General features: G+C 43.9%; 15 protein-coding genes. 2 read left to right on the top strand and 13 right to left on the bottom strand.

What is annotated here, in order from left to right; all coding sequences use genetic code 11:
• Positions 1-51: 51 nt before the first annotated feature.
• Together VC28_RS11865 and rsgA are read right to left on the bottom strand one after the other, a co-directional pair.
• Positions 52-861: a sulfurtransferase gene (locus VC28_RS11865; RefSeq protein WP_049630834.1), complete on the bottom strand. Its 810-nt coding sequence runs from the start codon at positions 859-861 to the stop codon at positions 52-54.
• Positions 862-1041: 180 nt separating this feature from the next.
• A complete protein-coding gene (gene rsgA, locus VC28_RS11860; protein WP_049630833.1) occupies positions 1042-2061 on the bottom strand; it encodes a small ribosomal subunit biogenesis GTPase RsgA in 1020 nt (339 codons plus the stop codon).
• A gap of 119 nt (positions 2062-2180) precedes the next feature.
• Between rsgA and orn the strand changes: the two genes are divergently transcribed.
• Entirely contained in the window at positions 2181-2726 is a 546-nt protein-coding gene (orn, locus tag VC28_RS11855; RefSeq protein ID WP_049632362.1) for an oligoribonuclease, read from the top strand.
• 74 nt (positions 2727-2800) lie between these two features.
• Here orn and VC28_RS11850 read toward each other — a convergent pair whose 3' ends face one another.
• From VC28_RS11850 to VC28_RS11815, 8 genes are all read right to left on the bottom strand, one after another.
• Positions 2801-3670: a toll/interleukin-1 receptor domain-containing protein gene (locus tag VC28_RS11850; RefSeq protein WP_049630832.1), complete on the bottom strand. Its 870-nt coding sequence runs from the start codon at positions 3668-3670 to the stop codon at positions 2801-2803.
• 284 nt (positions 3671-3954) lie between these two features.
• Entirely contained in the window at positions 3955-4131 is a 177-nt protein-coding gene (locus VC28_RS19755) for a hypothetical protein (RefSeq protein ID WP_156184324.1), read from the bottom strand.
• A 27-nt stretch (positions 4132-4158) separates the two neighbouring features.
• Entirely contained in the window at positions 4159-4425 is a 267-nt protein-coding gene (locus VC28_RS11840) for a hypothetical protein (RefSeq protein WP_049630831.1), read from the bottom strand.
• A gap of 239 nt (positions 4426-4664) precedes the next feature.
• Positions 4665-4952: a NadS family protein gene (nadS, locus tag VC28_RS11835; protein WP_049630830.1), complete on the bottom strand. Its 288-nt coding sequence runs from the start codon at positions 4950-4952 to the stop codon at positions 4665-4667.
• Complete coding sequence (locus VC28_RS11830; protein ID WP_049630829.1) at positions 4945-5286, bottom strand: type II toxin-antitoxin system RelE/ParE family toxin; 342 nt, start codon at positions 5284-5286, stop codon at positions 4945-4947. Before VC28_RS11830 ends, nadS begins: the two co-directional genes overlap by 8 nt.
• A gap of 88 nt (positions 5287-5374) precedes the next feature.
• Complete coding sequence (locus VC28_RS11825; protein ID WP_049630828.1) at positions 5375-5917, bottom strand: hypothetical protein; 543 nt, start codon at positions 5915-5917, stop codon at positions 5375-5377.
• A gap of 69 nt (positions 5918-5986) precedes the next feature.
• On the bottom strand, positions 5987-6529 hold the full coding sequence (locus tag VC28_RS11820) for a hypothetical protein (RefSeq protein WP_049630827.1): 543 nt from the start codon (positions 6527-6529) through the stop codon (positions 5987-5989).
• Positions 6526-7449, bottom strand: coding sequence for a peptidoglycan-binding domain-containing protein (locus VC28_RS11815; RefSeq protein ID WP_049630826.1), 924 nt, complete (start codon positions 7447-7449; stop codon positions 6526-6528). The genes VC28_RS11820 and VC28_RS11815 overlap by 4 nt, the downstream gene beginning before the upstream one ends.
• Positions 7450-7638: 189 nt before the next feature.
• On the opposite strand from VC28_RS11815, the gene VC28_RS11810 reads away from it, so the two are divergent.
• Positions 7639-8292, top strand: a complete 654-nt coding sequence (locus tag VC28_RS11810; RefSeq protein WP_049630825.1) for a phosphatase PAP2 family protein — start codon at positions 7639-7641, stop codon at positions 8290-8292.
• 38 nt (positions 8293-8330) lie between these two features.
• On the opposite strand, the gene VC28_RS11805 is transcribed toward VC28_RS11810, so the two are convergent.
• The 3 genes from VC28_RS11805 to VC28_RS11795 all read right to left on the bottom strand — a co-directional run bounded on the left by VC28_RS11805 (position 8331) and on the right by VC28_RS11795 (position 10990).
• On the bottom strand, positions 8331-9263 hold the full coding sequence (locus tag VC28_RS11805) for a hypothetical protein (RefSeq protein WP_049630824.1): 933 nt from the start codon (positions 9261-9263) through the stop codon (positions 8331-8333).
• Between the two features lie 20 nt (positions 9264-9283).
• A complete protein-coding gene (locus tag VC28_RS11800) occupies positions 9284-9748 on the bottom strand; it encodes a hypothetical protein (RefSeq protein ID WP_156184323.1) in 465 nt (154 codons plus the stop codon).
• A gap of 75 nt (positions 9749-9823) precedes the next feature.
• Positions 9824-10990 (bottom strand): GGDEF domain-containing protein, encoded by a 1167-nt coding sequence (locus tag VC28_RS11795; RefSeq protein WP_049630822.1) that lies wholly within the window; start codon positions 10988-10990, stop codon positions 9824-9826.
• Between the last annotated feature and the right edge of the window lie 106 nt (positions 10991-11096).

The following is an 11096-nucleotide window of genomic DNA, read 5'->3' as shown; positions in this document are numbered from 1 at the left end:
TGTAGTTATTTTTATGTAGTTGTTTTGTTTGTTCTTGGAAGTGCGGGGGATTTATTGCACTACCGGTGTTGTCGGGTGGTTACCCCATTCTGCCCATGAGCCGTGGTAGCCGCGAATATTTAATCCAACCGCTTTGCCCACCAAATACGTAAAGCCGGAGCGGTGATGGCTTTGGCAGTGGGTGATAATTCTTTTGTCAGCAGTGAAGCCGAGCGCTGCTAAATATTCGCGCGCATCGGTGCGGATTCTTAATGCGTTATCGCGATCCATCAGGTTGGTCCAATCGCAATTAATCGCGCCGGGAATGTGGCCATTTTTTTGCGCGGTCATACGTTCACCGGAATATTCTGCCGGGCTGCGTGCATCCCATACTACAAAATCCGCGCGATCCATTTCACCTAAAATATCCGTTATTTCAATAACGACTTTAGGGTCAATTTTCACGCTGACTTGCGTTGGTGTAAGCACCGGAATTTCTTTGGTGAGCGATTGGCCAGACGCAAGCCATGCATGCAGCCCGCCATTCAAATACGAATAATGTTTATGGCCGATGGCATCGAGTGTCCAAATCATTCGGCCTGCCCAACCACCGCCTTCATCGTCGTACACCACTACGTGAGTGTCTGGTGTTAAGCCTAAAAATGAAAATACGCGATTGAGTTGTTCAACCGGTGCGATCTTGCCCGGTACCGGCGGTTGGCCGCTTAAAATTTTATGCGGCGGAACGTGAATTGCGCCGTCGATGTGCCCTTGCAAATACGTTTGCTCGGCACACATGTCGATAATTAATAATTTGTTATTCACCGGTTGCGCCAAGAGTGCAGCAAGTTGCGTTGGCTCGATTACAAAAGGTAGTGCCATGGATTTGTTCCTTTTATAAAAATAAAAAATGACCGATTAATAATCCCCCCGGCTGCGCCGACCCCCTTTTTCAAAGTGGGTGAGTTTCACTTAGAGGGGAGTTGCCTCTCTCTTGTGCGCACCCAGTTTCAAAGTGGGTTTGTCTCCTTCCCTTTGAAAAAGGGAGGGCAGGGGAGGGATTCAATTTTCGTTTAACGTTCGCAAAATATAACGGTAAGAATCCATTCGCGTTTCGCTGATCTTGCCATCGTCCAGTGCTTTTAAAATTGCACAGCCGGGTTCATGGCGATGCGAGCAGTCGCGAAATTTACAGTGACCAATAAAGGGTTTGAATTCGATAAACCCTTCCAGCACTTCATCTTCTTCCATGTGCCATAAACCAAATTCGCGAATACCGGGCGAATCGATCAAATGCCCGCCGCCGGGAAAGTGTAAAAGTGTCGCGCTGGTGGTGGTATGTGTACCTTGTTGTCGCTCCGACAAATCGCCCACGCGCAAATTGGATTCCGGTAACAGCGCATTAATCAGCGATGATTTTCCCACGCCCGATTGCCCTACAAACACGCTGGTGTAGTGGGTGAGATATTCACGCAATTCATCAAGCCCGGTTTCGGTCTTGGTGGATACCATAAGCACTTTGTAACCTAAGTTGCGATAAGTTGTTTCAAGATAGGTAATTTTGTCGCGTGTGCTGTCATCAATGCGGTCGGTTTTATTAATCACCAACACCGGTTCCATATCAATTGCATTCGCCGCTACCAAGTAGCGGTCAATCAAATTCGCGTGCGGCTCAGGGTAGGGCGCGACCACAATCATAATGCGGTCAATATTCGCGGCCACGGTTTTCATATCGCCATGCGGGTCTGGCCGCTGCAAGGCGGAATCGCGCGGCATAACCGCCACCACCACACCCATCGGGTTGCCGGTGCGCCACACCACTCTATCGCCAGTCACCAGCGAGCCAAGGTTGCTGCGGAAGTGGCAGCGCTGGTGCTTGCCTGCATCCTCGCCCTCGGTCGCTTCCACCACCACCTGGGTGCCGTAATGGGTAATGATCAGCCCGTGCTGTTCAGGCCCCAAATCGCTGTCATTTAATTGTTCGTCGGCCAAAGAATCGCGTTTGGCCGCGCGTGCGGTGCGTTCTTCCTGAATTTTATCGATGCGCCATTGCTGGCGGCGAGTAAGTTTGCGTTTGGACATGCGTGGGTGAACTGGCCTGTGAAATGGGTGATGTTTGGCTAGACTGGGTAATTACTTTAAGCTGCGCGCAATTGTGCCCTATTTACGAAGTAAAAACCCATGTTGTCGAGGAATTACCTATGTTGAATGAAAACAACCTTATCTGGATCGATCTGGAAATGACCGGCCTGAATCCCGATACCGACGTGATCATCGAGATCGCCACCATCGTCACCGACGCCGACCTCAACATCCTCGCCGAAGGCCCCGTATTCGCCATCCATCAGCCTGACAGCATCATGTTAAATATGGATGACTGGAACACCAACCAACACGGCAAATCCGGCCTCACCCAACGCGTGCGCGAAAGCCAAATCAGCATTGAGCAAGCAGAAGCGGAAACCATTAAATTTTTAGAACAATGGGTACCCAAAGGCAAATCCCCCATCTGCGGCAACTCCATCTGCCAAGACCGCCGCTTCTTAGTGCGCGGCATGCCCAAACTGGAAGACTATTTCCACTACCGCAATTTAGATGTAAGCACCGTAAAAGAATTAGCCCGCCGCTGGCGGCCAGATGTCATCGCTGGCGTAAAAAAATCCGGCGCGCATTTAGCGTTGGATGATATTAAAGATTCAATTGCAGAACTGCAGCATTATCGCGCTACGTTTTTTAAGATGGATTGATGTGTGGTGAGAGATTAAAAAACTAAAGGCACCGGTTGGTGCCTTTGTTTAACGGAATTTTTATATTAAATTCGTTAGCCATTTTGAGTCAGTATTTTTACCAATTTTTCTATTGAGTTATCAAACTGATCGCTTTCTGTTTCTAGTTTGATAATTACTCTTGACCTTATTTGGTTTGCAATATCCGATCGATTCGGTGCCCATTCTGTGTATACGTAATCATCTAGCGTAACGGGTATCAGAATTTCTGATCCGCCTTCTCTTGCTTCCCTCTCAAGAATCCTTTCAATTTCATTTAAAACGCCCGGCCTATTTAGCGACTCTCTGGAGCAGATCAGCAAAACTCGATCATGATTGTTAACGCCATCATGCATCATTCGATGTAGCTTATCTCCCGGATTAGCATCATCTGGAAAAAACCATGTCTTGATTCCCTTGGCTTTAATCTTTTTATTTATTTTAATGGCGGATATTTCATCGGTTCCACCATAGGAAACAAAAAGAGTTTTGTATATTTTACTTTCATCTATAAGATCAATTAGCGTATTTACGGAGTTGAACGTTTGAAATACGTTCTCCATAGATGTAATAATTTTATTTGTGTAAAGAATTACTCTCGGTGAAAAAATCATTTGATTAGTATCAATCTCATTTCCTGCTGGTTTAAGGCTGTTCCCCATTTTCACATAAACTGATGAATCCAAGTCTGAGAACAATTTATCCATATGTAGTGCTATGTCATAAATCTCATCTTTACTTCCTAATTGTTCAATTGCTATTGCTCTTTGCTTCATGCCCGAAAGGGGGTCCTGAGCAATCATTGGCCATATTTTAAAAGATTCGCTTCCATCGGTACTAAAAAATGTTATCTCATTGTTTAGTACTGGGGCAGATGGGAATCTTTTTTGTAAAAAAGCAATAGCATTTTTTCTTAAATCAGTCATGTAGTTTGTTTTCCAAATTTATGGATGGCTTTGGTGTTTAGGTGCATTAAAAATTTACTTTATATGCCAAATATGTGATTAGATTTTCTCTTTGATTTTGTGCGATATTCAACATTTTAGTGCCATTTGATAATCGAAATTACCAAACTACGGCAATAAATAATTAAAAGTCATTAGAAGATGGTGGGAGATTAGGGGGGCATGATGAGGGTGTCCGTACCCTAAGTGCAGCCAACGGTTCTTTCTCCATCACTGAATTAAACCAATACGAAAAAACAAGGTTTCTAAACTACCACCAAAAATGCGGATGCCAATTCATTTTGCAATTTTTCGATTTTGGCTATCAGATTTTTCACATCGATAGAATTGAATTCATGCACTACTGCTTTGTTGGTATATCCTTTAGCAAAATCGATAGCTTCTTCAAGCCGCTGTTTAATACTGGAAAAAGCGTTACTCATAATGTGCTCTGTAATGTTTGCGAGCTGTTAGTCACCGCCACCATCTCCACCTGCATCCCCCGAACCGCCATCACCACTTTTCCCACCATAATAATAACCACCACCTGCATCACCTGATCCCCCATCACCTCTGCGATTGCCGCGTGATCGACCTATAAGCCAGATGAGCAATACCAGAAGCGCGGCAGAAAAAAGTAAAGGGAATAACACGCCGTTGAGGATATTGGGTGACAGGATGTCGCTTTGGGAAAACGCGATTGCCATGATGATAAGCAACAGGATTGGTCTGCGCATTTGTACTCCTTGCCACTGATGGGTGCAGTGGTTTGCCGCGCGGTGGCGCGTTCTACGGTCAATGTTTGAGCGGGGAGATTATCACCAAATTGGCGTTTATGGCGAATTACGCGACATTACGGCAGTTCTGAGCGGGGTATTGTTATCGATGGCAGATTGAAAAATGTAGGGCAATCAGTGGGTTATGGGTTTGTTGGATGTGGTGATGTATGGTTTAAGGGCGATGTTGGAATCGCCCATTAAGCGCGTAGCGCTCTCAAAACTGCTTGAGGTTCTTTTGCTACTACATTCAATAAAACCAACGCTGGGCCATGTGGTGAGCGATCCCCTCGTTCCCAGTGGCGCAGTGTTGCAACGCTAATCCCAAACGCAGATGCAAATTCATTTTGTGACATTCCGATTTTGGTGCGCAGATTTTTTACATCGATTGCATTGAACTCATGCACTACTGCTTTGCCGGTATTTCCGTTAGCAAAATCGATAGCTTCTTCAAGTCCCTGTTTAATACTGGAAAATGCGTTACTCATGATGTGCTCCGTAGTACTTGCGTAACAGGTTGGTTAATTTAGCCAGATCATTGCGTTCTGCTGCTGAAATATTGGCTTTTTCATTTTTGCCGAAGGCAGTCAGTAAAAACAGTGGAATACTTTCATTGTGGTAGTAATAAATAATCCTGGCTCCACCACTCTTGCCTTTACTTTGAATTGCCCAGCGCAGCTTTCTGATTCCTCCTGTACCCTGAATCAAATCTCCCGCTTGAGGATGTGTGGCTAAGTGGTTGATAAGGAGTCGCTTTTCTTCGTCGGTCAACAGTCCTTGTGATTTCTGAATAAATTCAGGTAATTCCACAATGGTGTGCATAATATCTATCCTAATCCATTGGATTACAGCAATCAATCCGTATTTTGAATGAAGTCAAAGGCGACATTCCGTCGCCTTTAAGATGGTTTTAGTGTATTCCCCCTATACCAACCTCCACAGAAATGGCTGCGCTATAGATCGTGGAATAATTCAAAGGGGAATAAAGAATGCTGTAACTGGTGTCGCCATAAACGGATTCATGTCCATTGTAGGTTGCGCCAATCACTTCATCGGGAACAAAGGTGTATTTATCCAGCTCGGCCATCATTGTTTTGATGGCTTTTTTTTGCATGTTGTCTTTATGTGCAACGTACGAGAGGAATGTTGTGAGCGATGTTTTTATTTTCTTTGTCGAGTTCGTCTGCTCTTGATCTTCCATGTAGTAAACCGCTTCGAATTTGTATTCTGAGCAGAATGTATGTTTGATAACGGCTGTAGAGCCATCTTTGTAAGTTATATATAAACGCTTAACAGATTCGCCATTCTCTTTATTATCTTGCCAGTAGGTATTAGCAATGTTGTCAGCTTTTGGGGTAACAAAATTTAAGTCTGTTGATTTGATGCTGCATTGTTGTTCTGCGCTGCAAATTGCACTGCAGGTAATAAGTAAGCCTGTAATAAAATGTTTCATTGTTGTCATCCTTGTTGTTAATAAAAAAGGCGGCATGTTGCCGCCTTGTGGGTAGAAGTAAATGTGAGATTAATGCATTCCCCCTAACCCCATATAAAAAGTGATGGCGGCTTCATGTATAGATGCACTATCGAGAGGGCGGTAATCAATAATGTATTCGGCTCTTCCGTACCGTGGGTGAGATCCATCATAACCTGTTGAGGCTTCTTTTTCGGGGTTGAATTTTTTCTCATCCAAGTTGTTTGCCATTGTTTCTATTGCTTCTTGTTGGTCTCCACCTTGAATAGATGCATAAGTGAAAAAATATTGGCCTTTCTTTTGAATTAGATCAGTGTTTTTCACCGTTTCTCTATCTGCAGCGTAATAAGCCACTTCAAAGTTATACATAGAGCAGAATTTGTGCTCCAGTACAGCGATTGATCCATCTTTATAGGTGATGTGAAGTCGCTTAATGGTTTCATAACCATCTTTGTCGTCTTGCCAGAATGTATTGGCAATGTCGCTAGATTTTGGTGTTTTGAAGGTGAGGTTTTTGGATGAAATATCACAATCCTTATCCGCATAACTTAATGATGAAAAACAAGCTAAGTAAATAATAAAAAAATTCTTCACACGTATCTCCTTGCAATTGAGCTTGATGGAATCAGCATTGATTCTATCCTGTATAGGTTAATGTCTTTTGCGTTGGGCACAACTTCTAAATGCCAGCAGTTATTTTTAAGCATGGTTTCATCAATACACTTTTTTATGTAGCCTTGTTTTTCCAGTGCAAAAAAGGCTTTGGTTAATGCTTTTTTATCAAAATTACCCGGTGCTCTTTCGGTTGAGCCGCAACCAATATCAAATGTATTCACTGATTTGAATGACTCCAGTGTGACGCAATGTTGGGATGTTCTTTTATTCTCATCAAGAAGCGATTCAATTTTTTCTTTCATTAGCTTAATGACCTGGTCTTTGCTTTTTGTTTTGTTTGCTTTGTACACCGCCAAGACTGAATCGCCAGCAGAACCATAAAGCCTTTCTTGTTGGGTGAAATCCGCTTTCGCATTCTTATACATAATCTCTGCTTGATCCTGCGGTGTGCGCAAGGTGGAGGTAATCACCGCATGAGTCATCTTGCTTTCAATAAGTGCAAGCTTGACGACATTAATCGCGTAGGCCGAAACGATCCTCCGGTTTTCCGGAATATCACTGGCATAGGTGACATGAGTTTCGTTCAACATAAAGCTGATGGGTTTAGTGCTTGCGGTATTCGATGTTGCGATAGCGATGGGAGAGGTGGATGTAAGGTGGCGGAAGCTTCTCCCATTCGGATCAATGCGTGCATCGGGCACCGATATGCCGACGTGATTTTTTTGGAAGTTGAAAATCGCTTGAATGGTTTTGTTGCCGCAAATGCCATCGACTTTAAGGGGGAAGGTATTGTTGGCGTGCTTTTTGGCGTATTTATTGAGTGCAGTTTGGATGAATATCACATCATCCTTTGTGTTGATCCCGTTTTTTCCTACGGATTTTATTATTCCGGTATTCATATTGCCTCCTTGGCAACTCCATTGAACATTCTGGTTGTGTATCTCGTGCGAGATGGATGGAGTATATCCTGTGAATTTTAGAGCATTTGCGGGTTGTATTGGTTTTATGAGGTTTGTCACAATAACTTTATGGTTTTTTTATGGTCAATCATTAATACCTGAATGAATAAATGCCGATAAGGATTAACAATGAAATTATCGTTTATTACTGCTGTAGTGCTAATACTCGCTGGTGCTGTGCTGTTTTTTTTACCTGCGCTTAACCAATCTTTATTTATCTACATCAATTCTCTTTTCCCCAATCGTTTTGTGTGGACTGCCATTACGACGATTGGTGAAGGTTCAGTGGCGGGGTGTATTTTTTATCTGTTGCTCAGAAAAAATAATGACGCGTTGTTTAAAGGTGCAATTGCAGCGGTTGTCGGGTTGATTGTGTCTAACGGGTTTAAATATTTATTTGCTGTACCTCGCCCTGAGCATACCACCAGCTTTGATCAGCCATTTCATTTGTTGGTGGAACCTATGACTGTGACCAGCTTTTCTATGCCCTCGGGGCATACGATTGCGGCATTTTTATTGGGCACATTGTTATTTCATTTTTTGAAGCTGAACTTGCTGGGAAAAATCGCTTTAGGAACGCTGTTGGCGGCGATTGGAATCTCGCGTATTGCGCTGGGTGTGCATTGGCCTGCGGATGTGTTGGCAGGCGCAGGGCTGGGGATTTTTGTAGCAAGTGTAAGCGCAGGTTTACCGATTCATATCAACAACAAAAAAGGCATTGTGGTTGTTCATTTGCTTTATTTGTTGTTTGTGATTGCGCTTGTGCATAAATATTTTTTGTGAAGTGTGAGTGGCGGGACTGCTCCCGCCACTGTTGCAACTTAAAACATGCGCATGGGTTTTATGTTGGTGAATCCTTCTGGTTCGCTGTTGGTTTGTTCGCACTTCATCGGCCACAGGCTGCTTTCCTGACATTTGATATACAAGGTTCCGCCGTTTGCAGCAACGGGAAACTTTGCCCCCATTTTGAATAGCCCTTCGCTCAATATGGAAAAATCATAAGTGCCGTTGGCAACATCGTGCACTACATATTTTGCCCCGCTCACAAAGTCGATCTGTTTGCCGTTAAGTTTGATGTCGTAATTCACACGGTTTTCTGTTCCCAGCATATTTCCCGGTAAGAAATAGATAATCAATCGGGTGTGGTTTTCAGGTATTGAAGCGTTCAAATTTTCTTTGGGGGGATTGGCAATAATATTTTTGTAAATTGCCTTTTTGGTTTCTACTTCACTGGTCTTTTCAAAAAACGAATGGAAGGCGACTACATTATCGACACCAATAATGGTTTTTCCGCGCGTTTCCTGAATACAGAATATGGTGTAATCCGCGCCTGCTTCAGTATCGACCTTAACCCAGTTGTCATTCCACAGATTATTGAAATGGCAGGAATACAAAATTGTGTAACGGCCTGGGGGAAGGCTAATGCTTTGGGCGGATTTTCCATCCCACAAGGATGCGGTATAGATTGTCTCTTTTTTGTCGTTGATGATTTTCTTGATGTTTGACCAATCATGTTGCGTGGCAAAAAAACCTGCCTGTGGTATTACGCGGATAATCGAAGCATTGGTTGGGTCGCCAATCACTGCCATCTTTCCCGCTTTTGTGACCTTGGGCTTCTTGGCCGCTTTGGGAGCTTTTTGTGTTTTTTCTGTTTTAGCAACAGGCGTGTTTTGCGATGGTTTTTCAGGGCTTTGTGCGCAGCCGGTTACGGTAAGTAAAAATAATAATATCAGTAGGGGAGTTGCCAACTTCATATGTATTCCTTTTGATGCTGTTATTTATTAGATAGATGCGAATTGCGGCGAAATATAATACCAGCCAATAACGCGGCCGATAGGTGTTTGGTGAAAGAAAGCAAGTCATACCAGAGTGGTGGGCCGCAGCGCCCAATACAATCAAAACCGCCAAGCTCGTAAAAAAAAGCGGCTAAACCCAAAAAGCCAACAGGGAATGTAGACTGTATGGGGCGGCCTTTTATCAGTAAAGCTGCAACAGATGAACCTATGAAAAAAATAATGAAGGTATTCAATATATCCGCTGCATAACGAACAGACCAATAGTCGTCGCTGCCTTTTGGATAATAAAGGGATGCGATAGTGCCATTCATATAAGGCACCATCAGCCATGATGCAAGAAACGTTATTGGGATGACGAGAGAAAGTATGCCTAACAGGCGTGTTACAGAAGCTGTTTTGTTTCCCGATAATAACTGGCTATTAGGTGGCGTGTAGGGGTTCATCTTATTCCTTGGTTGTTATTGAAGGCTGGCATATCGGGCGAAAAGTATATTCAGGGATAAAAATATAATGAAGGTCTACAGCGGATGGGTGCTGCTGGAATGAAAAACCTGAAACCCGCTTTTGCCATTTTTTTTCACATCATACATTGCTTGGTCAGCTTGTTGTAATAACTGGTTTAAATCAATACCGTGAGCGGGGTAAATGCTTACGCCTATGCTGGCACCGAGTTGGTAGTGGTGTTGGTTGATCTCTACCGGGCTGCAGCATTGCTGCAATATTTTTTCGGCAATTTGGTTTGCGTGTTCGGTATTTTCCAATTGTGTGGCAATCACTACAAATTCATCGCCGCCTATGCGCGCGCAAATGTCGGTGCTGCGGGTGTTATCCAGCAGGCGTTTGGCGATCACTTTCAAGACTTCATCGCCCACCATGTGGCCAGCGGTATCGTTGATGGGTTTGAAGTTATCCAGGTCGATATAAATAACCGCGAGCATCTGGTGTGGGCGCGTGGCAAGGATTAACGCTTGGTCAAATAGCGTGGTCATGTAGCGTTTGTTGTTCAGGCCGGTGAGTGGGTCGTGATAGGCGAGGTCGAGCGCGTGGCGCTCTGCATCCAATAAGCGTTTTTGGAATTGCAGTAATACCGCTGAGATCAAACTTAAGTACAACAGCATCGCGAGCGATGTGCCGATCAAAAAGCCGGGAACCATCCAGCTGTCGTGAAAACGCAAGACCGGATACGTCAGCCAGTGAAGCATAAATAATATGCAGATGATTGATATCCATAACATGACTTTGTGCGGGATGGTGTCGCGTTCGCGGTAGGCGATAAACGCAAACAACAGTAGCGATACTGCATTGAAAAATCCGACTCCCAACGAAAATAACACACGATTAAAACCAGCCAACCAACTGCTTGCTATCCAGAGCAATGCGAGTGCAACAAATAATAAATAAGGTCGTGTGTAATGCAGTAAATTAAAAAACCGGAATACACCTGCCAGTAAAAACACTTTCTCCATGCTAATAAAAAATGCATAGAGATGTTCTGTTGCAGTGATTTCAAAAAGGGTACCTGAAAGATACAGCGTCAGACGTGCGCAAAAACCAAAAAAAATCGCGATACCCCAGTATCCGGTTCCGGCATTGGTGCGTGGTATTCGGCTGAGCCATAGCAATAAAACGGCAAACCCGAAATAGAGCGTGAAGCCTATGGTATTGACGAGATCAAAGAGTGCCATGGTAAATCCATGTCTTATCAAGAGTCAGGAGCGGGGAGCGCGCAGCCATAAAAGTATAAGGGGTTTGGCATGTATTGTTTTATATCCTCATGTCATTACCCGTATT

This window comes from Cellvibrio sp. pealriver, from assembly GCF_001183545.1.
Classification (GTDB): domain Bacteria; phylum Pseudomonadota; class Gammaproteobacteria; order Pseudomonadales; family Cellvibrionaceae; genus Cellvibrio.
This window is presented reverse-complemented; position numbering and strand designations above follow the sequence as displayed.

Bases quoted from the DNA above. Each gene is read 5' to 3' on its own strand.
- VC28_RS11865 (WP_049630834.1), bottom strand. From the start codon at position 861: ATGGCACTACCTTTTGTAATCGAGCCAACGCAACTTGCTGCACTCTTG.
- rsgA (WP_049630833.1), bottom strand. From the start codon at position 2,061: ATGTCCAAACGCAAACTTACTCGCCGCCAGCAATGGCGCATCGATAAA.
- orn (WP_049632362.1), top strand. From the start codon at position 2,181: ATGTTGAATGAAAACAACCTTATCTGGATCGATCTGGAAATGACCGGC.
- VC28_RS11850 (WP_049630832.1), bottom strand. From the start codon at position 3,670: ATGACTGATTTAAGAAAAAATGCTATTGCTTTTTTACAAAAAAGATTC.
- VC28_RS19755 (WP_156184324.1), bottom strand. From the start codon at position 4,131: ATGAGTAACGCTTTTTCCAGTATTAAACAGCGGCTTGAAGAAGCTATC.
- VC28_RS11840 (WP_049630831.1), bottom strand. From the start codon at position 4,425: ATGCGCAGACCAATCCTGTTGCTTATCATCATGGCAATCGCGTTTTCC.
- nadS (WP_049630830.1), bottom strand. From the start codon at position 4,952: ATGAGTAACGCATTTTCCAGTATTAAACAGGGACTTGAAGAAGCTATC.
- VC28_RS11830 (WP_049630829.1), bottom strand. From the start codon at position 5,286: ATGCACACCATTGTGGAATTACCTGAATTTATTCAGAAATCACAAGGA.
- VC28_RS11825 (WP_049630828.1), bottom strand. From the start codon at position 5,917: ATGAAACATTTTATTACAGGCTTACTTATTACCTGCAGTGCAATTTGC.
- VC28_RS11815 (WP_049630826.1), bottom strand. From the start codon at position 7,449: ATGAATACCGGAATAATAAAATCCGTAGGAAAAAACGGGATCAACACA.
- VC28_RS11810 (WP_049630825.1), top strand. From the start codon at position 7,639: ATGAAATTATCGTTTATTACTGCTGTAGTGCTAATACTCGCTGGTGCT.
- VC28_RS11805 (WP_049630824.1), bottom strand. From the start codon at position 9,263: ATGAAGTTGGCAACTCCCCTACTGATATTATTATTTTTACTTACCGTA.
- VC28_RS11800 (WP_156184323.1), bottom strand. From the start codon at position 9,748: ATGAACCCCTACACGCCACCTAATAGCCAGTTATTATCGGGAAACAAA.
- VC28_RS11795 (WP_049630822.1), bottom strand. From the start codon at position 10,990: ATGGCACTCTTTGATCTCGTCAATACCATAGGCTTCACGCTCTATTTC.